The organism is Aestuariibaculum sp. M13 (assembly GCF_024723255.1).
Classification (GTDB): domain Bacteria; phylum Bacteroidota; class Bacteroidia; order Flavobacteriales; family Flavobacteriaceae; genus Aestuariibaculum; species Aestuariibaculum lutulentum.
This window is the reverse complement of the sequence record NZ_JANIAC010000002.1, coordinates 660,546-687,169: the sequence shown is the minus strand read 5'-3', so window position 1 is coordinate 687,169 and position 26,624 is coordinate 660,546. Positions and strand designations below refer to the sequence as shown.

Sequence of the window (26,624 nt, the reverse complement as noted above, 5' to 3'; positions counted from 1 at the left end):
AACTTATGAAAAAACAATTACTTTGTTTAGCACTACTATTGCCTATAATTACCGTAGGTCAAATTTCTGAAGTAAAAAATATTAATGACAGTGGCTCTTCAGGATCATTTCCAGCAAGTTTAACAGTGTTTAATAATAAAATATATTTTGCAGCAGACGATTCTAGTGGCTCCAATTCGCCAGGTGGAGCCGATTTAGGCAAAGAACTTTGGATAAGTGATGGGACCGGAGGCGGAACCTCTTTTGTTAAAGATTTAAGGTCAGGTTCCGATAGTTCCACTCCAAATTTCTTTTTCGAATTAAATAACACTCTTTATTTTTCAGCGAATACAGGATCAGGAAATGTACTTTTTACAACAGATGGGACTGATACAGGTACTACTCAAACATCATTTCCATTTATTTTTAATCAAACCGAATTAAACGGCAAAGTCTATTTTGTTCTAACCACCGATTCAAATAAATTATATGAATTTGATGGTTCAAACGCTAATATTGTGCCAAATTCAGGCACTGGAACAGCTTCAATTTTAGGAGCAACAATAACCACATTTAAAGATAAAATTATTTGCTATATGGACTATTCTGAAGATGAAGCTACTATTGGAAGAGAACTTTATGAGTACAATCCTGTTTCAGAGACCTTTAGTCTTATTAAGAATGTAACGGGAGATGCCTCTGATGCAAGCATTAGTAATTTTACTGTCTTGGGCGATGAATTATACTTTGAAGCGTTGGATTCCTTGTGGAAAACCGATGGTACTGAATCCGGGACTATGGCTGTTACAGAAGCATCTGCATTAGCAGGAATTACAAGTTTGTATGCTTGGAAGGGACTTTTGTTTTTTGAAGGCGACAACGGAACGTCAGAAGACCAATTATGGAGTTATAATCCAAGTAATGGTGTTTTAACCAACGTAAGTAACTTAAGCAGTAGTACTGTTACTGGTGGAGACAACCACGATCCATCAGACTATGCTGCAAATGGCGATTATTTGTATTATGCTGGTAAAGTTTCTGATAATTCAGTAAAATATTTATTCAGAACAGATGGTACCACGACTACAAGATTAGATTCAACTATTGGAAGTATAGATGATTTAGCGGTTCTAAATAATGTTATTTATTTTGAGGGAAGTGACGGAACAACAGGTAACGAATTGTACAGTTTAGACACAACAACCCTGTCCTCTAAAAAAACACAGAGAGAAATTGTTCAAGTGTATCCAAATCCAGCAACAGACTTTATAAAAGTCCCTGAAAATCTTAAAAATTCGGAATATGCCATTTACAGTACAAACGGTCAAATTGTAAAGAAAGGGTTGATATCCTCAAATGAAATAAAGTTCGATTTAAGTTCTGGATTATATCTGTTAAAAATTAAAACTGACATTAGTATTCTTACTAAAAAACTTATAGTAGAATAACAAAATCATCGTAGATAATTAAAAACCTACTAAAACATTATGTTTTAGTAGGTTTTTAATTTATAACTAGTTTTAAAATATTTTAATTAAATTGCTTTAATTAAAATATTAAAAATTTAACACAAACCTGAACACGTTTGTGAACACGATTATAAGTAATTAGGCTCTGTGAACACCAATAAATGTGTTTTAGTGAACACGATAGTTGAGTTCATAACCCGGAGGTTGCGATATCGTGCCCCGCTCTCGCTACAAAATGTAATCAATTTACAATTAACGGTTTAGGTTTTCTGAGCCGTTTTTTTTATGTCCAATATTTCTGATATATTGCAAGGTGAATACGAAAGTGAATACTGAATGGTATGTTAGTGTATATACTAATTTGAACTTTTTAATGTATTCTTTTGTTGGGGTTGTGTCCTGTTTTGTGTTTGGGTATTTATTTAGTATGATTAATATTAAAAGGTAGAATTAATATTAACTTATTTCTAGATGGGATAAAACCTAAGTAATGATTTGTGCACAAAAAACAGTAAAATAAGTTGGCTACATTTATTCAGAGCTGATAATTTTATATTTTGGTAGGATTGAATTGAATAAAAGCAATATTAAATTTCTTTTGTTTTTTGTAAGTATTTTATAAGAGAAAATCAATTATATTTACTCTATTCTTTACCAAAATGTAATCCATAGTTTATTTTGAGCAATAGAGAAGTGACTAATCAAGCCCAATTATTAAAATCTCTAAAAAAGGGAGACAAAAGCGCTTTTAAGTCTATTTTCGATATATATTTTAAACGTTTATGTGTTTTTGCTTTAAATTATGTTCAAGACCAGTTTACAGCTGAAGAAGTTGTCGAAAATACCTTGCTTAAACTTTGGCAAAAGCGATCCAAGTTAGACAATGTAGAAAACTTAAAATCTTATTTATACACCATGGTTAGAAATGCCTGCGTTGATTATAATAAGAAAGAGAAAAAGTTGATACGTCTCGATATTAAAAAGCATGATAATGTCTCATTAAACGACCCGTTTGTGGTTGAAGAAGAAACCCACGCCGCTTTATATGCTGCTTTAGAAACACTTCCTGAAAAATGTCGCAAGGTCTTTGAGTTATCCTGTCTGGATGGAATAAAATATAAAGATATAGCAGAAGATCTTAAAATTAGCCTGAATACAGTAAAATCACAACGGGCAAGAGCAATATCTTTATTAAAATTATATTTAAAAGACCACCCGTTTTATGCGGTGTTTTTGGCTTCGCTTTAAATTTTTTTAAAATTTCTCATTTTTTTTCCACCCGAAAATCTTTTTAAATAGTCATATTAATAAAAGGTGATACTTAATTGTGGTATATCCATAATAAAAAGTATTAAATTTTACGATATAGTTATTTTGATTATTTAATCATTGAAAATGCAGAATAGAGAAAAACATTATATAGCAGAAATAATTTATAAATCGATTACCCATACATTATCTGATTCGGAAGAGATTATTTTAAATGAATGGTTAACCGATAAGGAACATTTTGAATTATACCAAAGGATTACCAATAGCGATTATATTCAAAGTAAACTGGCTATTTATCAGAAAATTGATACCAATAAAATATACCATAGCCTGGAAAAGCGATTAGTTGAAAGCGACAAAAAGGAGCGTCGCTTGAAAATTAAAAAGATACTAAGGTATGCTGCGCTTGTTATTATTTTACTTGGAATAGGAGTTATTTATAACACAGGATATTTTAATTCTCAACCGCAATTGGTTTTTCCTAACGAGAAAATAACCCTTCAGTTAGAGAATGGCGATGTAAAAGTTATAAACGAAGATGGATCTTCTACGGTAACCAATTCCAAAGGAGAAATTGTTGGTTCGCAAACGGGAACACAGCTGGTTTATACTGATGAAAACAATCAGGATAAACTGGTTTATAATACGCTTACAGTACCTTACGGTAAACGTTTTGAAATTCAATTATCAGACGGAACGGTTGTTAATTTAAATGCAGGAACATCACTAAAATACCCTGTGAAATTTATAAAAGGAAAACAGAGAACCGTCTTCTTAAAAGGTGAGGCTTTTTTTAATGTGGCCAAAGATAAAACGCATCCGTTTATTGTAAACTCCGATGGTTTAGATGTTCAGGTTTTAGGAACACAATTTAACATGTCCAGTTACCCTGAAGATGTAAATACCGATGTGGTGTTATTAGAGGGCTCCGTTTATCTAACTGCTGTAAAAGATAAAGGTAATAGTGCCATTTTAGAACCTGGATTTAAGGGATCTATTAATAAATTTTCTCAGGATAAAATTGAAAAAAAGCCTGTAATTACAAGTATTTATACGGCATGGATAGATGGCGAATTGGTGTTTAGAAACATAACTTTTAAAGACATGCTTAAACGTATGGAGCGCCACTATAATATTGAAATAGTAAATAATAATTCAGAGTTAAAAGAAGAGAAGTTTAACGCCAGTTTTAGAAAAGAACCTATAGAAAAAATTCTCGAATATTTTAAAATTACTTACGGAATTAACTATGAAATAAAAGACAATAAAATTTTAATTCAATAAATCGCACCATGCCTATGCTATAAAACATAACAACAACTAAACCCATCATTTCTTGGGAGAGAAATGAGAAACTAAACTAATAACCACATTAAACTATTTAAGTATGAAAAAACTTCTTAACAAAGAAAGAAGCCATCATTCTTCTTTGAGATCATTTGATTTGAAGGTGAAACTAAGCACATTATTGATGTTTTTAGTATTCTTTTCTCTTCAGGCAAATAATTCATATTCACAAAAAACTAAACTATCTCTGGAGTTAAATAATGTAACTGTAAGTCGGTTAATCGATGAGATTGAAAGTACAAGTGAATTTAGATTTGTTTATAAAATTAATGCCGTAAATCTGACCAGGAATATTTCTATTCACGCAAAAAAACAATCGATTGCATCTATTTTGGATCAGGTTTTTGCTGAAACAGAAACTGCATATAATATTGTAGACCGACAAATTTTTCTCTTAAAAAGAGTAGAAAGTGAACCATCTATAATAACTACGGAGGCGACAGATGTTAATCAACCTCAGGAGCTTACCCTTAAAGGAAGTGTTATTGATACTAACGGACAACCATTGCCGGGAGCCAATATCATCGAAAAAGGAACCACAAATGGAACGCAGTCTGATTTTGATGGTAATTTTACACTAGATGTATCTAACCGAAATGCCATTTTAATAATTTCGTATGTTGGTTTCAAGCCCAAAGAGGTTAATGTTTCAGGGCAAACCATGTTAAAAATTACTTTAGAAGAAGAAACTGCAGCTTTAGAAGAAGTCGTGTTAATAGGTTATGGTGTTCAAAAGAAAGCTTTAGTAACTGGTGCCAGTGTTCAGGTTAGTGGAGAGAATTTAGAAAAAATGAACACGGTTAATGCACTTCAGGCCATGCAGGGGCAAACTCCAGGAGTACAGATTACCTCAACATCAGGGCAGCCAGGAGAAAGCTTAAATGTTGTAATTAGAGGGGTTGGTTCTACTGCAGGAAGCACACCGCTTTATGTTGTTGATGGTATTTTAACTGGAGATATATCGTATTTAAATAACTCTGATATAGAGTCGATATCGGTACTAAAAGATGCGGCTTCGGCGGCCATTTATGGATCTCAGGCATCAAACGGGGTTATCTTAGTTTCTACTAAAAAAGGAAAACGTGGTTCGGCGGCTCAATTAACCTTCGATCAGTATTACGGTTTGCAGTCTGTGGCAAGAAAAATAGATTTGTTAAATGCCACAGAATATGCTGTCATGCTTAATGAAGCAGCGGTTAATTCGGGTAAGAATCCTTATTTTACCAATGCAGAAATAGCAACTCTGGGGGAAGGAACCAACTGGATGGATGAAATGTTTGTAGATAATGCCGTGACTCAAAATTATTCGTTAGGCGTTTCCGGAGGTACCGAAGCTTCAGTGTATTCGGGATCATTATCATATCTGGGGCAAGAAGGTGTTGTTGGTGGTAAAGATTTATCGAATTACGAACGTTATAACTTCAGATTTAATTCAGAGCATAAACTTTATAATGATATATTAACGGTTGGTGAAAATTTAAGTTTCGCCTACATCAATCAAAATGGTATTAGTGTAGGAAATCAGTATAATAATGCTTTAAGAAGTGCTTTTAGAGTAAGTCCGTTGTTACCTATGTACGACGCAGATGGTAATTATTACAATACCTTTAACGATACTGATCCCTGGTTAAACGGTTCGTCGAATCCATATGCCGAAATGATTTACAACAACCAGAATGAAAGCAATAACCAAAAGCTTTTAGGAAATGTTTATCTGCAAATTGAACCCATTAAAAATTTAACGTTCAAAACAACTTTAGGTTTAGACTATTATGCGGGTGAAGGCCATTCTTATAGTCCTATATATGAATTATCGATTTATTCCTTTAGAAGACAAAATGGAACTTCTCAAAGTATGAATAAAGGAAAATCACTTACTTGGGACAATCTGTTGACTTACAAATTTGATGTAGCAGAAAATCATCATTTTGAAACCATGGTAGGTTCTTCCTCTATAAACTACGACGGAACCTATATAAGTGGTTCTAATGTAGATAATGTATTCAGCGGATTAAACAATGCCTGGTTAGATAATACGACTAATAAATTGGGCGCACCTTTAATGAGTCTTGGAGGTGGAAAATCTGAAAATAAGCGAATGTCTTATTTCGGAAGATTTAATTATAACTTTAAAGATAAATACCTTCTTAATGCGACTTTTAGGGCAGACGGATCCTCAAATTTTCACCCGGATAACAGATGGGGCTATTTTCCATCAATTTCAGGAGGCTGGGTTGTAACAAATGAAGATTTTTTAAGCACATCAACAGCAATAAACTTCCTTAAAATTAGAGCAAGCTGGGGACAGGTAGGTAACCAGAATGTTGGGGCTTTTCAGTATTTAGCACCAATAAAAACAGATAATACCAATTATATTTTTGGAGGAGAAGAAGGCGTTTTAACACCTGGAGCTTATCCTAATAGATTGCCAAACCCTGATTTAAAATGGGAAACTTCAGAACAACTTAATATAGGTTTGGATGCACGCTTTTTCAAAAACAATCTAAGTGTAAACTTTGACTGGTACGAGAAAACAAATAAAGACTGGTTGATTTTAGCACCAATCCTAGCGACTGCCGGAGCCGATGCTCCTTATATTAACGGAGGAAATGTTGTAAATACAGGGGTCGAACTGGCATTAAGTTACCAAAACCATATTGGTGGTTTTAATTATACTATCGCAGCCAATGGTGCCTACAATAAAAATGAAGTTGGAGAAATACCAACGGCCGACGGTATTATCCATGGTTTAAGCAATGAACTTTATGACAATTCTCAGGAATTTTACCGTGCTCAGGATGGTTTTCCGCTAGGATATTTCTGGGGGTATAAAACAGCAGGTGTTTTCCAAAATCAAGATGAGATAGATAATAGTTTACAACCTAATGCAGCACCAGGTGATATTATTTATGCAGATGTTAATGGAGATAATATTATAAACAGTGAAGACAAAACCGAGATTGGAGACCCAAATCCAGATTTTACGTATGGATTTACCTTTTCAGGAAATTACGGGGCTTTCGATTTTTCACTAACAGCAAATGGCGTAGCAGGAAATCAAATCGTGCAATCGTACAGGAATCCAGGTGCTTTAGGAAATTATACTTCTGCTATTTTACAACGATGGACAGGTGAAGGATCGTCAAACATCATGCCTAGGGTAACAGAAGATGGAAGAAACTTTAGCCAGTTTTCAGATTTATATGTTCAGGATGGTGATTTCTTAAGGTTAACAAACTTAACCTTCGGTCTTGATTTAGCGAAAATTAAGCAAAGCAATAAGTTCTTCGCTAAAGAATTCAGAATCTATTTTTCAGCGTTAAACTTATACACCTTTACAAAGTATGACGGTATGGATCCTGAAATTGGTTTTGGTTCTTCCGATAGTACTCAAAGCTTTTCTTCAGGTGTCGATGTGGGGTATTACCCAAGACCAAGAACCTTTATGATGGGATTAAATGTTAAACTTTAAAAAACTGGAAAACATGAAAAATATATTTTTATACATATTAGGTTTGGGAGTTTTAACTTTAGGATCTTGTAGTCTGGACACCGAACCTTATACAGAACAAACCGATACTACATTTTATTTAAATGTAAACGATGCCAAATCGGCTTTAGTAGGCTGTTACGACGGATTACAGGTAGTTTCAGGAGCATCAGGAATAGGAATTCCTGTAGTAAGTGAGGTTATGTCTGATAATTGTTTTGGAGGAACAGGAAATGCCGATGGGTATAATTATGCAGCTATCGACGAGTTCGATATTACTCGGGCGCCGTCTTACGTTGATTTATATAATAGTAACTGGATAAATTACTATAAAGCCTTGTACCGTTGCAATGTATTCCTTTTAAAAATGGATCAAATCGACTGGGAGGGTGATGATGCACTACGTGCCGGTTATGAATCTGAAGTTCGATTTATTCGTGCTTACCTGTATTTTGAAATGGTTAGATTATGGGGAAATATTCCTTTAGTCATTGAACCAACAACCGAAAACGTACCTCAGGCAACTCCAGATGAAGTATACACAGTAATTGCCGAAGATTTATCGTTTGCTGCGGAGAATTTGCCATCCGATGCCTATACTTCGGTTGAAACGGGAAGAGTCACTAAATGGGCTGCAAAATCGTTATTAGCGCGAGTGTTTTTATATTACACGGGGTATTATAGCGCAACCGATTTGGTTGGCGTGGTTACAAAATCTCAGACCTTGGCTCATCTTGAAGATGTTATTTCTTCAAGTGGTCATGATTTGGTTAGCGATTTTTCAACGCTATGGCCAGCAGCTTCTGTAGAAAACTTTGCCGGTGAAGATAACAAAGAAGTTGTTTTTTCAATTCGTTATACCTATACCAGTGATTATAATGGAAATACAGATGGCAACCACTGGTTAGTTATGTTCGGAATGCGTGAGTTTACCTCATTGCCTTATGGTAGTGGTTGGGGAATTACGGTAAATCCAAAATTATGGAATGCTTACAATGAAAACGACACCAGAAGATCCGCTAGTATAATTAGTATAGACGATGAAGAAATTCCCTTCGATAAAATTGATAATCAGCGTGAATACACCGGCTACTATAATAAAAAGTATACCCCAATGTCTATGGTAGACGAAGAAGGAAATACCGTGTCTTCTGTTAACCAATATGGAGTGAGCGATTTTCAAATTAATCAATATCAGGATTATGTAGTAATGCGTTATGCAGATGTCCTTTTAATGGCTGCCGAATTAGGAAGTGGTAATGCACAGGCCTATTATGACAAGGTGAGACAACGTGCTTATCAGGGAAATTTTGTATCAAAAACAGTGTCTCAGGCTAATATTTTAGAAGAACGTTATCTAGAGTTTGCTTTAGAAGGCGTTAGATATTGGGATTTATTAAGACAAGGTGTGAGTACAGCCGCAGCAACCATTGCAGAGTCCACAATACTTTTAAGTGGTGGAGTAGAAGAGACTAAAACCATTTCTGCAAGTAATATTGAAACGACTAAAGGTTTACAGCAAATACCAAATACTCAGATAACTCTATCTAGTGGTGTTTTAAAACAAAATCAAGGTTGGTAATAATAACTAAACTAATTATTAAAGATGAAAAAAATTAAAATATTTATAGCTTTAATGTTGACGTTAGGTATTGCTTACCTGGCTTCATCATGTGATCCGGAAACCTACTCTTTAGGTAAGTTGCCCGATAAATCTGAAATTAAGTTTGAAATTTCTCAGGATTTTGCAGTAGATCCGGGAGGGAATACCGTAAATATGACCAATCTTACCGATGGGGTTACCCTTACCTGGGATTATGGAACAGGACGGTCTAACAAAAAACAGGAAACAGTTCAATACGCTTTCAAAGGCGATTATACCATAAAAATAACGGCTGTAACCGCTGGAGGATTGGTTGAATTAGATCCCGTAACCATAACGGTAACCGACGATAATTTAAACTATGTAAACGATCCTTTATGGACGTATCTATCCGGAGGGGTTGGCAATTCTAAAACCTGGTATTTAGATTTAAATGCTGAAGGGGTTTCTAAGTACTTTGCAGGCCCTATGTATTTTTATGGTACAGATATGGGATGGCTTGAAGGTGGAGATGGAGGATGTTATGGCGGAGATTGCTGGAACTGGAATCCCGATTGGAATGGTAATGAATGGTTATTCCCTAACGGTGCAGAAGATTTTGGAACCATGACCTTTAGTTTGGATGGAGGTCCTTTTGTAACTACAAACAATTTATCAACGGGGACAAATGAAGAAGGAACCTACTTTTTAGATAAAGATAATCACACCTTAACTTTTACAGATGCGACCATGTTACATGATTTTGGAAATCAGGATTGTGTTGAAAGCTGGTCTGATGCTAAACTTTTTTCGCTTACCGAAGATACTATGCAATTAGGGGTGTTTAGAAAAGATGGTTGTGGTGGCCGCGTATTATTAGTATTTAATTTCATTTCTAAAAATTATAACGACAATTGGGTGCCTGAAGATGTACCAGATCCAACACCGGATATTGATTTAAATGGGGGTACAGTTGGCGATTTATTATCTACTACAACAACGACCACAAAAACCTGGCATTTAAGCCCGGATAGTCCTTTCGACTGGACTGACTTAAACGGAACGTTATTAAATGGTTGGCAAACAGCTGCTGACTATGAAGCTGCCGGTTGGCCAGGGTACACTTCTGCGGATCAGGCAACTGTTATAAATAATAAAATTACGTTTTCTAACGATGGTACTGTAACAACAATAGACAGTAATGGAACAGAAATGTCTGGAACTTATACAACAGATCAATCAACCAACATAATTTCCTTTGAAGGTATAACACCTTATTTCCCTATTGGAAGTTCATGGGCAACTGTGGGGACCACATCAGAAAACCAATGGAAAATTGTTAAAACTGCCACTACAGGTTCTGTCGTTACAGATATTTGGTTTGGTAAACGAGATGAATCTGGTAAAAGTGAATATATGGTATTCCACTTTGTTTTAGATAATGGAGATACCGACCCAGATGCTGAGGTTAAGTCAATTTTAACCAGTAACACATGGGTATTAGATTCTAATAGAACTTACGATGTAGCAACCAGTTATGGTGCTTTACAAGGGCCTACAATTTATTCCGATTTTGCCACCTGGGCTTGGAATCCAATGCCTGGTGATCAATATGCAGCAGGAGATGTAGGCGTCGATTATGGAGATATGACGTTTAATGCCGATGGTACTATGGTTGTTAACCAGTGGGCAGATACGGGATCTATGGTGCAGTTAACAGGAAACTGGAGTGTAACTGAAGGTGAATTAACGATAACTGCCGAAATGTTACATCCTTGGTCTGCAACTCATGAGGTAAACGGAAGCCTTGTTGGTGATAATTACGTGGCAGACTGGACCGCAATCAGAACTTTTAAAATTGAACCAGGAGCTTTGTTACTACAAGCAAACAGAGACCCTGCCGGATCAGGAGAAGATGCTTTCTGGATTACCTGGGTATTTGTTCCTAAATCATAAAATTAAAGTCCGGGGATGTGCTGCTGGTATATCCCCGGATAATCTAAAAATACATTTATCTAATAACAGCATGAAACGAATTGAATAAATCTTATGAGGTTTGTTTACAGGGTTTTGTTGCGTTTTTTTTGTGCTAAAAATAGAGAGTGTATTGAAGTAAATGCTACCAAATGAAATATTCAAAAATGAAAATATTATATCCATTAATTTTTCTTTTATTCATAATATACTCTTGTGAAAATAAAAATTATAATCAGGTTCAAGATGGTATTGTTATAAGTTTAAACAATCCAGATACACAAGTAAAAAAAATGAAATTAAAGGTGTTGGGAGAGGAGCTCATACATGTTTCGGCAACACCTGAAAATGAATTTCCAAAGGATTCCAGTTTAATTATTGTACCTGATCAAGAAACAGTACCTTTTTCTGTTAAAGAACATCAGGATTCTATTATATTGAAAACTTCTAAACTTAGCGTTTGGGTTTCAAAAATAGATGGAGGTATTTGTTTTAAAGACAAAAATGATCAGGCGGTTTTAACAGAAGTCGCTGGAGGAGGAAAAACCTTTACATCTATAGAGGTAGAAGGAACAAAAGGCCAAACCGTGCGTCAGATTTTTGAGTCGCCAGACGACGAAGCTTTTTATGGGCTTGGTCAGCACCAGTCTGATGAGTTTAATTATAAAAATAAAAGTGAAGAGTTATTTCAGTACAACACTAAAGTGTCTGTTCCTTTTATCGTATCAAATAAAAATTACGGTCTGCTTTGGGATAGCTATTCGTTAAGCCGATTTGGTGATAGCCGTTCTTATCAACAATTAAACGACGTGTTTAAACTCTATGATAAAAACGGAGAATCAGGTGGGTTAACAGGAACATACGCGGCATCAGAAATTCAGAATGATATTATAAGAAAGGAGCCTTCAATCTTTTTTGAAGACCAGAAAAGCATCAAGAATTTGCCAAAAGATATTCCTTTAAAAAATGCCAATGTGGTTTATGAAGGTGATATAGAAGCTCAAGAAACAGGCGAATTTAAATTCATTCTCTATTATGCCGGATATATAAAGGTTTTTGTAAATAACGAATTGGTTGTGCCAGAACGCTGGCGAACCGCGTGGAACCCGAATGCTTATAAATTTAATTTTAATTTAGAACAAGGAAAACGAGTGCCATTGCGCATAGAATGGAAACCGAACGGAGGAACTTCGTATTGCGGATTACGTGTTAGAACACCCCAGCCGGAATTAGAATTAGGGAAACAGGTATGGTGGAGTGAGATGAACAAGTCTTTAAATTATTACTTTGTTCATGGGGATAACATGGATGAAGTTATAAAAGGGTACCGAACCCTTACCGGAAAATCTCCAATTATGCCAAAATGGGCCATGGGGTATTGGCAAAGCCGTGAGCGTTATAAAACCGAAGATGAGATTTTAGGCGTGCTTAAAGAATTCAGAGAACGCGAAATACCTATCGATAATATTGTTTTAGACTGGAATCATTGGGAAGAAGACCAGTGGGGAAGTCATGAATTTGATAAAGCACGTTTTCCAGATCCAAAGGCTATGGTCGATTCTATTCACGCCATGCATGGTAAAATGATGATTTCGGTCTGGCCTAAATTTTATAAAAACACAGAACACTTTAAAGAATTTGATGGAAAAGGCTGGATGTACCAACAAGCCATAAAGGATAGTATACGCGATTGGGTAGGACCTGGCTATATAGGATCGTTTTACGATGCCTATTCTGCAGGAGCCAGAAAACTGTTTTGGAATCAAATTTATGAACATTATTATCCATTAAATATTGATGCCTGGTGGATGGATGCCAGCGAGCCAAATGTACTTGATTGTACAGATATGGATTATCGAAAATCACTTCAGGGTCCAACGGCTTTAGGGCCTTCAACCGAGTTTTTTAATACTTATGCTTTAATGAATGCCGAAGCTATTTATAATGGGCAGCGTGATGTTAACCCGAATAAAAGGGTGTTCCTTTTAACGCGTTCGGGATTTGCAGGATTACAACGGTATTCTACAGCTACCTGGAGTGGCGATATTGCTACCCGTTGGGAAGATATGAAAGCGCAACTGGCTGCAGGATTAAATTTTTCAGTTAGCGGAATTCCTTACTGGACCATGGATATTGGCGGGTTTTGTGTTGAGGACCGCTATGTTGCCGCTCAAGTTGAATATTATAAAAACGGACAAGAAAATGCCGATTACAAAGAGTGGCGCGAGTTAAATACCCGTTGGTATCAATTTGGAGCTTTTACGCCACTATTTAGAGCGCATGGGCAATTTCCGTTTCGTGAAGTCTGGAATATTGCTCCTAAAGGTCACCCGGCATATCAATCTATTGTGTATTATACCAATTTAAGGTATCGACTCATGCCGTATATCTATAGTTTGGCGGGAAAGACCTATTTCGACGATTATACCATTATGCGCCCTTTGGTAATGGATTATCAAAATGATAGTAAGGTTCAAAATATTAGCGATCAGTTCATGTTTGGGCCTTCCATAATGGTTTGCCCTATATACCAATACGAAGCCAGAAACAGACAGGTATATTTTCCTAAAACAAGCAATTGGTACGATTTTTATTCGGGAGCCTATATACAGGGAGGTCAACATCTAAATATTGAAGCTCCTTACGAGCAAATTCCTTTATTTATTCCTGAAGGCGCGATAATTCCTGTGGGGCCGGAGATTCAGTATACCGATGAAAAACCTGCAGAAACCATGACGTTGTTTGTTTACAAAGGTAAAGACGGACAATTTGAATTATACGAAGATGAAGGTGTGAATTATAATTATGAAAAGGACGCGTATGCAACCATTTCATTTAGCTATAATGATACAGAAGAAACTTTAACCATAGGTGAAAGACAGGGAACTTTTGAAGGTGTCCTGAAAAACAGAATATTTATTGTTGTTCCGGTGAGTCAAGAAGAACCCAAACCTTTTCAGTTCGATCCTCAGGGAATAACGGTTAAATATAATGGAGAATCTCAGATTATTTCATTAAAAAACAACTAAACCAAATTATTTAGAAAGTCTTTTCAGGCTTTAACTTAAACTAATAACAAATGAAAAAGCATGTAATGTACATGACGGTTTTATCTGCGTTTTTGTTTGCATCTTCGTGTAAGCAAAATGAAAAAGAAACAGAACCGATAAAACCCAAAGAAACGGTTGAGGTTACCTACCAAGGAGTGCCGATAACCAATGCATATGATTCTAAAATAGATAGCCTTATTGCTTTAATGACGATTGAAGAAAAAACGGGCATGCTACATGGTAACAGTATGTTTGCAACAAAAGCCATTGAGCGTTTAGGAATTCCGGAACTTACCATGGCCGATGGGCCTTTAGGGGTAAGAGAAGAAATTTCCAGAGATTCTTGGGCGGCTGCAGGATGGGATAACGATTTTGCAACCTATTACCCTGCCGGTGGCGGGCTGGCTGCTACCTGGAATACCGAGTTATCGTATTTGTTTGGGACCAGTGTAGGAGAGGAGGCTATAGCTAGGGATAAAGATGTTTTACTGTCTCCTGCCATCAATATTATCAGGACGCCTTTAGGAGGAAGAACTTACGAGTATTTTACCGAAGATCCGTTCTTAAACAAGAAATTAACCGTGCCTTTTATTGTTGGTGTTCAGGAGAACGACGTAGCGGTTTGTGTTAAACATTATGCCGCTAACAACCAGGAAACACATAGAGATTATGTCGATGTTCAAATTGATGAAAGAGCACTTCGTGAAATTTATTTGCCAGCCTTTAAAGCCGCTGTTCAGGAAGCACAGGCTTACAGTTTTATGGGAGCTTATAATAAATTTAGGGGTGAATATTTATGTGAAAATGGTTATATGCTAAATGATGTGTTGCGTGATGAATGGGGTTTTAAAGGCATTGTTATTTCCGATTGGGCAGCAGTTCATGATACTAAAAAATCTATAGAAAACGGACTGGATGTTGAAATGGGTACACCTAAGCCCTTTAACGAATTCTATTACGCCGATGCCTTGATAGAAAAAGTAAAATCTGGTGTTATAGCTGAAGCCGATGTCGATGTACATGTAAAACGTGTTTTACAACTCATGTTTAGTTTAAAAAGTATAGACGATGCTGGTCGTGCAAAAGGAAGTATCAATACAGAAGATCATTTTCAGGATGCATACAAAATAGCAGCCGAATCGGTAGTGTTGCTTAAAAATGAGAACAATCAATTGCCAATAAAACTAGACGGTGTTAAAAGTATTGCGGTTATTGGTAACAATGCTAAAAAGAAAAATGCTTTGGGCGGATTTGGAGCTGGTGTGAAAACCAAACGTGAAGTCACACCTCTTGAAGGATTACAAAACCGATTACCAGAATCGGTAACCATTAATTATGCCGAGGGGTATTTAGAGCGTTATTCTAACGATGAAAAGGCAAAACTAGGCGATATTACACTTAATGGGCCTGTAACTATTGATAAGCTGGAACCCGATATGTTAGAAGAGGCTATAAAGGCCGCTAAAAGCTCTGATGTGGCCATTATTTTCGCCGGATCAAACAGAGATTATGAAACAGAAGCATCAGACAGAGCGAGTTTAAAATTACCCTTTGGTCAGGAGGAACTTATCGAAAAAGTTCTTGAGGTTAACCCGAATACTATTGTAGTTATTATAGCAGGAGCACCTTTCGATATTCAAAATATCAGTCAAAAATCATCAGTGCTAATCTGGAGCTGGTTCAACGGATCGGAAGGTGGAAATGCTCTGGCAGATGTTATTTTAGGAAATGTAAACCCGTCAGGTAAATTACCATGGACCATGCCTAAAAAACTGGAAGACTCACCAGCACATGCCACACATAGTTTTCCTGGTGACGAATCGGTTAATTATACCGAAGGCATTCTTGTTGGTTATCGTTGGTTCGACACCAAAAATATAGCGCCGTTATATCCTTTTGGCTACGGATTATCTTATACGAATTTTGAGTTTTCAGATTTAAAAACCAATAAGTCTACTTATAAAACAGATGAGGTTATTCAGGTTTCTTTCAAAGTGAAAAATACGGGTGACTTTAGTGGAAAGGAAGTGGCGCAGCTTTACGTTAGCGACCCCGAATCTTATGTCGAGAAGGCCGCCAAAGAGCTAAAAGGTTTTAAAAAAGTATTTGTAAAACAAGGTGAAGATCAGGAAGTAGTTATGACACTACCGGTTAAAGAATTAGCTTATTATAACGAGGTTAAAAAAAGTTGGTTAGTAGAACCGGGAACGTATATTCTTAAGTTAGGGAATTCTTCAAGGCATATTGAAAAAGAGGTTGTTATAGAAATACATAAATAGATAATAATTAATCAAATGGAATTTAAAGTATTTAGTTTAAGACATTTTATGGCAATCATTCTTTTGGGATTTTGGTCATGTAGCAGCGATAGCAACCCCATTGAAGAGGTTGAAGAAGAACCCGTTGCAAAAACGTTAACCGTTAATGCTAATGCTATCGATTTTGAAAATGCAGAAGGCAATTTTGAGTTATCTATTGATACAAATGTAGAAACCTGGGTTATTAGTACCTCAGGAACCAGTTGGTTGTCATTAGATAAAACAACCGGAAGTTCAGGCGTATCAACGGTAACTATTTCTGCTGAAAATAATTCAAGTATAGCTGCACGCTCTGCTATAATAACGGTTAATGCCAATGGCATTTCAGCTGTAAAAATTGCAGTGAATCAAAAAGGGGCATTTTCAAGTAATGGCATTTATCCGGATTATAATTTAAATCCTATTCCTGCTGATGCCACTGGTATGTCCAGTACAGCTCAGGAAATAGCAGCAAAAATTTCATTAGGTTGGAATATTGGAAATACTTTGGAGGCTATAGGAGGAGAAACCGCTTGGGGTAACCCTATGGTTACTAAAGAATTAATTTCCACGGTTAAAGCAAATGGTTTTAATGCCATTAGAATTCCCTGTTCATGGAACCAGTATTTAGAAGATGCGGATAATGCAAAACTAAAGGAGAGCTGGTTAAATCGCGTAAAAGAGGTGGTGCAGTATTGTATAGATAACGATATGCATGTCATTTTAAATATTCATTGGGATGGCGGTTGGCTGGAAAACAATGTTAATGAAACCAGTAAGACAAATGTAAACGCCAAACAAAAGGCATTTTGGGAGCAGATAGCTATTCATTTAAGAGATTTTGACGAACGTTTATTGTTTGCAAGTGCTAACGAACCTAACGCAGAAGATGAAGGGCAAATGGCTGTTTTAAACAGTTATCACCAGACTTTTATTGATGCAGTGCGTTCTACAGGAGGTAAAAATGCTTATCGAACCTTGGTGGTTCAAGGGCCTTCAACCGATGTAGAAAAAACAAATACGTTAATGACTAGTTTACCTGTTGATGCTGTCGAGAACCGCTTAATGGTCGAAGTACATTACTACACACCTTATCAATTTGCCTTAATGACTGAAGATGCTACCTGGGGAAAAATGTTTTATTACTGGGGAACAAACTACCATTCTGCCACCGACAATTCCAGAAATGCCAATTGGGGGGAAGAAGCTGCTTTGCAAAATTATTTTAAACTCATGAAATCTCAATTTGTAGATAAAGGTATTCCTGTGGTATTGGGAGAGTTTGCAGCAATAAAACGTGAGAATTTATCAGGCGAAAATTTACAGTTACATCTTAATTCCAGAGCGTATTACTTAAAATCGGTGGTGCAACAGGCCAAAGCCAATGGTTTGCTGCCTTTTTATTGGGATGCCGGAAATATGGGGAATCATTCTTCGGCTTTATTCAACAGATCTAATAATACGGTTTATGATCAACAGGCCTTAGATGCTTTAATCAATGGGTTAAATTAATAGCTTTCTTATGTCAAACAAACACATGTTTTATGTATTTATATTCTACCTAGCAACAACCGGGTTTTCTGGTTTTGCTCAGAACAGGCATATAACTGTAGATTTTTTAAAAGAAAAGGGAAAAACCAACTCCATGTTTAAAGAATGTATTGGTGCGGGCAGAGCAAATGAAGGACTTAGAGCCGACTGGCAACAGCAGTTAAAAATTGCAAAACAAGACTGCGATTTTAAGTATATAAGAATGCATGGGCTTTTATGCGATGATATGGCGGTTTATAAAACAGACCGTCAGGGCAAGACCGTTTATAATTATCAATACATTGATGTACTCTACGATTATATTCTAAGTATAGGAATGAAACCGTTTGTAGAACTTGGGTTTATGCCTTCGGCAATGGCTAGCGGAAACCAGACTATATTTTGGTGGAAGGGTAACGTAACACCTCCAAAGGATTATAATGAATGGGGAAAACTTGTTGAAAATTTGGTTCAGCACTGGACCGACAGATACGGAAGTGATGAGGTTAGAACCTGGTATTTTGAAGTCTGGAACGAACCTAATTTAACTCCTGGGTTCTGGACAGGAACGCAGGCGGAATATTTTAAATTATATGAGTACGCTGCACAGGCAGTAAAACAGGTAAATTTAGATTATAGAATAGGAGGCCCGGCAACAGCAGGAGCCGCCTGGGAACCTGAAATGATTAAGTATTGCGAACAAAACAAGGTGCCGCTGGATTTTATAAGTACACATGCCTACGGCGTAGATGTTGGTTTTTTAGATGAATACGGGGGGGCAGGTACTGTTTTAAGTAAGAATGAATGGAGCGTAAGCGAAGAAGTTAAGGAGTCTAAACATGAAATTTTAGAATCTTCGAGACCAGATTTAGAATTGCATTACACCGAGTGGAGTTCCTCTTATACACCTGCCGATCCATTGCATGATAGCTATCATGAGGCGGCCTATATTCTTCAAAAAATAAAACAGATAGGTAACGCCGCAAATTCGATGTCTTATTGGGTGTTTACAGATATATTTGAGGAACCAGGACCCAGGTTTACACCTTTTCATGGTGGTTTTGGTTTAATGAATATCCAGGGGATTAAAAAGCCCGCATATCACGCCTATGCCTTTTTGAATACATTGGGAAATCTGGAATTGGAGAATTCAGATCGGGAGTCATGGGTAACAAAATCTGAAGCCGGAGATGTTCAGGTGTTATTATGGGATTACACCTATACCTTACCTGAGAACACGAATAATCAGGATTATTACAATCGAAATTTGCCTTCAAAAGAAAAAGGACAGATTGAAATTGAAATTTTAAATATTCCAAAAGGCAATTATCAACTGGAAATTTCTAAAATAGGCTATAAACACAATGATCCTTTTACACATTATCTTGAATTAAATAAACCTTCTCAACTCACTAAGGCGCAGGTAGAAATGCTAAAGGATAAAAGTTCAGGGAAACCTGAAATAGTGAAGAGAATCAAAATACCTGCAAATCAAATTTTTAAACAGAGTATGCCTCTTAATGAAAACGAAGTATGTCTATTAAATTTTAAGCGGCTTTAAATTATAATGATATGAAATTCAGGATAGTAACTTGTTTGGTTTTATTATTTATTTTTTCCTGCAAAGAGGAGATAAAGGTAGAAGTTGCCACCCCGTCAGTTGCATCAAATACTTATACAAATCCCATTTTTTCAGGAGATTATCCAGACCCGAGTATACTACGTGATGGCGACGATTTTTATATGGTGCATTCTTCATTTGAATATTATCCGGGACTTTTAATCTGGCATTCAACAGATTTAATTAACTGGGAACCGGTAACGCATGCTTTAACCGAATATTTAGGGTCGGTATGGGCGCCAGATTTGGTGAAATATGAGAATAAATATTTTATTTATTTTCCTGCAAGTAATACCAATTATGTTATAACAGCCGATAATATTGCTGGTCCCTGGAGTGCACCAATAGAATTAAAAGTTTCAATGATAGATCCGGGGCATATTACCGATGATGAGGGTAACCGATATTTGTATTTTAGTAGTGGAAGTTATGTGCCGCTATCAAAAGATGGGCTCTCGGTAGCCGGAGATGTAAAGCATGTGTATGATGGATGGGAAATACCACGGGAGTGGTCTATTGAATGCTTTTGTATGGAAGGCCCAAAATTATTCAAACGTGGCGATTATTATTACTTAACCGTCGCCGAAGGAGGAACTGCGGGGCCGGCAACAGGACACATGGTGATTTCAGCACGTTCCAAGTCTCCTTTGGGACCTTGGGAAAACTCACCGCAAAATCCAATTTTAAGAACCACATCTAAAAATGAAAAATGGTGGTCTGTCGGGCATGGAACAGTATTTAATGATAGCCAGGATAACTGGTATATGGTGTTTCATGGTTATGAAAATGAATTTTATAATAAAGGAAGACAAACCATGCTTGTACCAATTACTTGGACAGAAGATGGCTGGTACAAAATACCGGATGAAATAGATTTGGAAAGCCCTATTAAAGTACCGCCATTAAAAAATAATATTGAAAAATCGTTCGATTTAAACGATGATTTTTCAGGGGAAACATTAAAATCGCAATGGACGTTTTATAAAGGTTTCAGTTATAATAGATTTCATTTAATCGATGAAAGTTTAATAGTGAAAGCTATGGGTGACAACGTAGCAAATACTTCACCTTTATTAACTATTCCGTTAGATCATAGTTATATAGTTGATGTTGAAATGGAACTAAGTAATGAGGCTGTTGGTGGTTTGATTCTGTTTTATAACGAACGTGCATTTTCTGGTATTTTGGCAGATTCTAATAATATTTTGGCCAATCTAAGAGGATGGCAATTTGTAACCGAATCGAATGTTATCAATAATCACGTGTTTTTACGATTGAAAAATACGTCGAATACCGTTGATATGTTTTATAGTTTAGATGGGAAAATCTGGAATAAAATAGAAAATTCATTAGAGGCTGGGTCGTATAACCATAATGTGCTCAGCGGATTTTTAAGTTTACGTATTGGTTTGGTGTCTATGGGCGATGGTGAAGTAAAATTTAAAAACTTTAAATACCAGTCTATAACTCATGAGGAATAGTATTTTTTTAGTTTTTGTATTCATTTGTTCAATTGGGCTTAATGCTCAATCAAAACATGTGTTTTTTCAAAAGGAAGATTTAATGTCTATAGGCATTTATTATTATCCTGAACATTGGAATAAGAGCGAATGGGAACGTGATATTAAGAATATATCGGAGTTAGGTTTCGAGTTTATACATTTAGCAGAATTTGCTTGGATTAATTTAGAACCACAGGAAGGCGTGTATACTTTTGGTTGGTTAGATGAGGTCATTGCCTTAGCCGAAAAATATCATTTAAAAGTTATTTTGGGAACACCAACTGCGATAGCTCCGGTATGGATGGGGATAAAATATCCCGAGATTTATGCTATGGGGGCAAATTATTTACGCGCCGAACATGGAACACGAGCTCAGCAATCGTTAAGTAATCCAATTTGGAGAGCGTTTTCAGAAAAGATAATCACAAAATTAGGCGAACGATATGGACATAATTTAACGGTAATTGGTTGGCAATTAGATAATGAACCTGAAGCAAAGGAAGATTATAGTCCGTCCTCTCAGGATGCTTTTCGTAAATGGCTTGAAAAGAAATACCAATCTATTGAAGCTTTAAATAAAGCCTGGGGCACGCAATTCTGGAGTCAGACCTATAGTGATTTTAATCAAGTACAAATTCATAATGCCAGTCATGTAGGGTGGTGGGGAACAAATCCTCACGCTTTGTTGGATTTTAAACGTTTTTCAGCAGATACTCAGGCTGATTTTTTAGATTTTCAAGCTGATATTTTAAGACCATTAATTTCAACAAATCAGTATATCACTACCAATTATACAGCGACAACTTATGGCGCAGACCCGCGCCGAACTAAAAATCTGGATTTTAATGCGTTTACCAGCTACCCGAATAAAGGCCAGGCTAATATTGGAGATTTAGGTTTTAGATTAGGAGACCCCAAAGAACTGTCTTTTGCCTTGAGCTTTTTTAAACAACAAAATACAATTTCCGGGGTTATGGAATTACAACCAGGCTTTGTGAATTGGGGGCAAATTAATCCGTTGTTACAACCTGGAGCGTTACGTATGTGGTTGTATCATTGTTTTGGCGGTGACCTATCTTTTGCTTGTTCCTATCGTTATCGTCAAATAAATTATGGAGCAGAGCAGTATCATAGTGGAATTACCACCTTAGATGGTGTGAGTTTGTCGCAAGGTGGAAAGGAATATAAGCAGGTTATTCAGGAAATGAAATTATTGAAAAAAGCTTATAATCCATCGGCTAAAATGCCTGAAGCATTAAAGAAACGAAAAACGGCTATGCTCTGGAGTTTCGATAACCGCTGGAGTTTAGATAGACAAGCACAAACCAGTCAATGGCATACTTTAGGATTTTTTCAGAAGTATTTAGAAATAGTTAAATCCTTCGGTGCACCTGTTGATATACTCTATGAAAATGACGATTTAAGTGATTATACCCTTGTTATAGCGCCTGCTTTTGAATTGATAGATGATGAAATTATTGAGAAATGGACTAACTACGTAAAGCAAGGAGGTAATTTAGTACTAACTACCAGAACAGGGGTTAAAGATAATAACGGACATTTATTTCAATCGGGTTACGGGGCAAAAATGTATCCGTTAATAGATGCTGAAATAGAATATTTCGATCATTTATTACCAAATATGAAGGGTACAATTAATGCGAATGGTGAAACATATTTCTGGAATAATTGGGCGGACTTAATTGATGCTAACCATTCAGGAAATGTGCTGGCAACTTATACCAATCAGTTTTATGCAGGTAAAGCAGCAGTTGTAACGAATAGCATTGGTAAAGGCACAGTAACTTATATTGGTGTAGATACTGATGATGCTAAGCTGGAAAAGGACATTCTACAATCGGTTTATCAAAAAACTGGCGCTTCCATTGAAAATTATCCGGAAGGTATTTATGTACAATGGCGAGATGGTTTTTGGGTAGCGGTAAATTATTCTTCTGAAGATTATATGTTAACAATACCTGCAAATTCAGAAATAATTATGGGAACAACCATTTTAAAACCTGGAGGTGTAACGGTTTGGAAAGAAAAATAAAATGAAAAAAATAATAGGCACATTAGGTCTCGTAATATTTATATGGGGCTGTAAGGAAAAGGCAACCAAAGTCGAAATTACTAATGATAAATACGAAGCAGACTGGGAATCTTTATCTAATTACAAGGAAGCTGCCGATTGGTTTAAAGATGCTAAATTTGGTATTTATGCCCATTGGGGTGTTATGTCGGTGCCGGCTTTCGCCAACGACTGGTATGCCCGAAATATGCATATTGAAGGGAGTAATGAGTATAAACACCATGTAGAAACTTATGGCAAACCTTCTGAGTTTGGATATCACGATTTTGTGCCCATGTTTAAAGCCGAGAATTTTGATGCCGAGACCTGGGCAGACTTGTTTAAAAAATCGGGAGCAAAGTTTGCGGGTCTGGTAGCCGAACATCACGATGGTTGGTCCAACTGGGGGAGTAAAATAAATCCATGGAATGCAGTTGATATGGGGCCAAAACGCGACGTGTATGGCGAATTGGCTAAGGCTATTCATGAGCGCGACATGAAATTGGTGGCTTCTTTTCATATGGCCAGAAATCTTCAGATATTTAAAGAGCAACCACAAAAATGGTTAAATGATACCTCTTATTTTCCGTATAATCCTAAAATGCCAACATCTTCAGAAGATCCTTTATTCGCTAAAATGTACGGCAATATTTCAAAAGATAAATTCAGTGAAGATTGGCTGGGTCAGTTAAAAGAAGTTATTGATAATTATAGTCCGGATTTAATTTATTTTGATAGCCAGACACAAAAAATTCCAGAGTCTTATAAAAAAGAATTTGCCGCTTATTATTTTAATGATGCCGACAAGAAAAATAAAGAAGTAGTATTTACACATAAAGAGGGAGAGTTCCCGAAATCTGTGAGTTTAGAGGATTTTGAAAAAGGAAGAATGAACCGAATCACCGAAGAATTTTGGCTAACAGACGAAACAGTATCGTTGGGAAGTTGGAGCTATACAGAGAATTTAGCTTTAAAAACAACAGCCGAGATTATTCATGTATTAGTTGATGTGGTTAGTAAAAATGGCGCTTTAATGCTTAACGTTTCCCCAAAAGCCAATGGAATTATTCCTGAAAATCAGCAAAACATTATATTAGAAATAGGCGAGTGGTTAAATGTTAATGGCGAGGCTATTTATGAAACTCGGCCCTGGCAGGTTTTTGGCGAAGGTCCAACCAAGCAGGAGAAATCAGGCATGTTTTTAGATAAAATTACTTATACGGCGCAAGATGTGCGTTATACTAAAAAAGGAAATACTATTTATGCGATTGTTTTAGGTTGGCCAGGGGAGCATGTGCCTGTAACTTTAAATTCTTTTACAAGCGACGTATTAGGTAAACAAGTGCCAAATGTAGATAAGCTTTCTATTTTGGGTTACCAGCAAGATGTCGTGTTTAATCAGAATGACACCGGACTGCATTTTAAAACACCCCGTGAAATAATTGATAACAGAGCATTTGTCGTGAAAATTGAAATAAAGTAAAAACCATGAAAACTATTTTATCATTTTTAATTCTATGTTTAAGCATCACTGTGGGTGCGCAGGTTAAATTACCAAAATTGTTCTCAGATGGCATGGTGATGCAACGTAATAAACCTATACCGGTATGGGGGTGGGCTAAACCTCATGAGCCTATAAAGGTAGTTTTTAAAAATCAGGTTTTAAAAACAAAGGCAGATAGGAACGGGAATTGGAGCGTAGTTTTAAAAGACCAGGAAGCGGGAGGGCCTTTTAAAATGATTATAGAAGGTAAAAACCAGATCGAGTTAACAGATATTTTAATTGGCGAAGTCTGGATTTGCAGCGGACAATCAAATATGGAATGGCCGGTAAGTCAAGCTGATAATTTTTATACAGAACAAAACGATAGTGATTACCCTGAAATCAGGCAGTTTTTGGTAGAAAAGGCTATGAGCGGGCAACCAAAAAAAACATTAACAGGCGGTAATTGGCAAATATGTAATAAAAATACAGTAGGCGACTTTACCGCAGTAGGTTACTTTTTTGCTAAACAATTATATAAAAAATTAAAAATTCCAATCGGGATTATTAATACGTCATGGGGTGGTACCTGTGTTGAAACCTGGACAAGTAGAGAGGCTTTTCAGGGAAGTACAGAGTTTAAAAATATGATTTCACAAATGCCTGACGTCGATATTGACGAACTTCAGGAGCAACAAAAAAGTGAGGTTTACAGCCGTATAGAACAGGTTCAAGGAAATATAATTAATGCATCTAATCAAGGGGAATACAAAAATGTAGGTTTTAATGATTCGAATTGGCCTGAAATGTATGCGCCTAAATTATGGGAACTCCAGGAATTGGGAGAGCTTGATGGTGTTGTATGGATGCGTAAAACCTTTAATGTATCTAAAGAAGATGCTGGTAAGGTGGCTGTGTTGAAGTTGGCAAAAATAGACGATCAGGATACGACCTATGTAAATGGGGTACAAGTAGGAACCACCAATCGGTATGATGAAGACCGAGTATATCAAATTAAAGAGAACATTTTAAAAGAAGGTTTAAATGTTATTTCTATTAAAATATTCGATTATGCGGGTGGTGGTGGAATATGGGGAGAAGCTTCAGATTTAAAATTGAATGTAGGTCAAACTGAAATTCCACTATCAGGGAAGTGGAAATATTTGGTAACCGATGTAAAAAGTTCTGTATCGCCTAATTCATATCCGTCCTTGTTATTTAATGCCATGATTAATCCATTAATACCTTTTGCTTGTCAAGGCGTACTTTGGTATCAGGGAGAAGCTAATGTTAATCGCGCAGCACAATACAAAAAGGCATTTCCTTTAATGATTGCAGATTGGCGTAAACATTGGAATATGGGTGATTTTCCATTTTATTTTGTCCAATTATCAACGTTTGATGAATTTGGAGGTAATAGCAATGCGGGTAGTAAATGGGCAGAATTAAGAGAAGCGCAGAATAACACCGAAGCGAATGTGATTAATACCGGAATGGCAGTAACTATAGATATAGGAAATCCTAAAGATATACACCCTACAAATAAACAAGAGGTAGGGAAGCGACTGGCAGCGATGGCATTAAACGATATTTATCAAGAAAAAATAGTAAGCCGTGGTCCTGCATTTAAGTCTATGGAAATTGATAACAACAAGGCAATCCTGATATTTAATAATATAGGAACAGGATTAAAAACTTCAGACAAATATGGGTATTTAAAAGGTTTTGAAATAGCAGGTGCAGATCAGATTTTTCATTATGCACAAGCATATATTGAAGGAGATAAAGTAATTGCACATTCAAAAGACGTTACAAATCCACAGGCTGTTCGCTACGGATGGGCAGATGATGCAAGCGATTGTAATCTGTATAATAACGAAGGTTTTCCTGCCTTACCATTTAGAACTGATAATTGGAAGACATTAACCAAAGATGAAATTTATAAGTTTTAAAATTA

14 protein-coding genes are annotated in these 26,624 nt (G+C 36.3%); all 14 read left to right on the top strand.

What is annotated here, in order from left to right; translation table 11 throughout:
* Nucleotides 1-5: 5 nt before the first annotated feature.
* The 14 genes from NO995_RS09985 (at nucleotide 6) to NO995_RS09920 (ending at nucleotide 26,619) form a co-directional block, all read left to right on the top strand.
* Nucleotides 6-1,427, top strand: a complete 1,422-nt coding sequence (locus NO995_RS09985) for a T9SS type A sorting domain-containing protein (RefSeq protein ID WP_258227382.1) — start codon at nucleotides 6-8, stop codon at nucleotides 1,425-1,427.
* Between the two features lie 699 nt (nucleotides 1,428-2,126).
* Complete coding sequence (locus tag NO995_RS09980; RefSeq protein ID WP_258227381.1) at nucleotides 2,127-2,696, top strand: RNA polymerase sigma factor; 570 nt, start codon at nucleotides 2,127-2,129, stop codon at nucleotides 2,694-2,696.
* Nucleotides 2,697-2,843: 147 nt separating this feature from the next.
* Nucleotides 2,844-4,004 (top strand): FecR family protein, encoded by a 1,161-nt coding sequence (locus NO995_RS09975; protein WP_258227380.1) that lies wholly within the window; start codon nucleotides 2,844-2,846, stop codon nucleotides 4,002-4,004.
* A 103-nt stretch (nucleotides 4,005-4,107) separates the two neighbouring features.
* Complete coding sequence (locus tag NO995_RS09970) at nucleotides 4,108-7,539, top strand: TonB-dependent receptor (RefSeq protein WP_258227379.1); 3,432 nt, start codon at nucleotides 4,108-4,110, stop codon at nucleotides 7,537-7,539.
* Between the two features lie 13 nt (nucleotides 7,540-7,552).
* Nucleotides 7,553-9,139 (top strand): RagB/SusD family nutrient uptake outer membrane protein, encoded by a 1,587-nt coding sequence (locus tag NO995_RS09965; RefSeq protein WP_258227378.1) that lies wholly within the window; start codon nucleotides 7,553-7,555, stop codon nucleotides 9,137-9,139.
* Between the two features lie 24 nt (nucleotides 9,140-9,163).
* Nucleotides 9,164-11,095, top strand: a complete 1,932-nt coding sequence (locus NO995_RS09960) for a hypothetical protein (RefSeq protein ID WP_258227377.1) — start codon at nucleotides 9,164-9,166, stop codon at nucleotides 11,093-11,095.
* A gap of 170 nt (nucleotides 11,096-11,265) precedes the next feature.
* The gene (locus NO995_RS09955) at nucleotides 11,266-14,142 is read left to right on the top strand and encodes a TIM-barrel domain-containing protein (RefSeq protein ID WP_308813196.1); all 2,877 of its coding nucleotides are present in this window, start codon (nucleotides 11,266-11,268) and stop codon (nucleotides 14,140-14,142) included.
* A gap of 50 nt (nucleotides 14,143-14,192) precedes the next feature.
* Nucleotides 14,193-16,442, top strand: a complete 2,250-nt coding sequence (locus NO995_RS09950) for a glycoside hydrolase family 3 C-terminal domain-containing protein (protein WP_258227376.1) — start codon at nucleotides 14,193-14,195, stop codon at nucleotides 16,440-16,442.
* A gap of 15 nt (nucleotides 16,443-16,457) precedes the next feature.
* A complete protein-coding gene (locus tag NO995_RS09945) occupies nucleotides 16,458-17,972 on the top strand; it encodes a cellulase family glycosylhydrolase (protein WP_258227375.1) in 1,515 nt (504 codons plus the stop codon).
* Between the two features lie 10 nt (nucleotides 17,973-17,982).
* Complete coding sequence (locus NO995_RS09940) at nucleotides 17,983-19,551, top strand: glycoside hydrolase (protein WP_258227374.1); 1,569 nt, start codon at nucleotides 17,983-17,985, stop codon at nucleotides 19,549-19,551.
* A gap of 11 nt (nucleotides 19,552-19,562) precedes the next feature.
* A complete protein-coding gene (locus NO995_RS09935; protein WP_258227373.1) occupies nucleotides 19,563-21,092 on the top strand; it encodes a family 43 glycosylhydrolase in 1,530 nt (509 codons plus the stop codon).
* Nucleotides 21,082-23,166, top strand: coding sequence for a beta-galactosidase (locus NO995_RS09930; protein WP_258227372.1), 2,085 nt, complete (start codon nucleotides 21,082-21,084; stop codon nucleotides 23,164-23,166). The genes NO995_RS09935 and NO995_RS09930 overlap by 11 nt, the downstream gene beginning before the upstream one ends.
* A 1-nt stretch (nucleotide 23,167) precedes the next feature.
* Nucleotides 23,168-24,667 (top strand): alpha-L-fucosidase, encoded by a 1,500-nt coding sequence (locus NO995_RS09925; RefSeq protein ID WP_258227371.1) that lies wholly within the window; start codon nucleotides 23,168-23,170, stop codon nucleotides 24,665-24,667.
* Nucleotides 24,668-24,672: 5 nt separating this feature from the next.
* Nucleotides 24,673-26,619, top strand: coding sequence for a sialate O-acetylesterase (locus NO995_RS09920; protein WP_258227370.1), 1,947 nt, complete (start codon nucleotides 24,673-24,675; stop codon nucleotides 26,617-26,619).
* Nucleotides 26,620-26,624 lie beyond the last annotated feature (5 nt).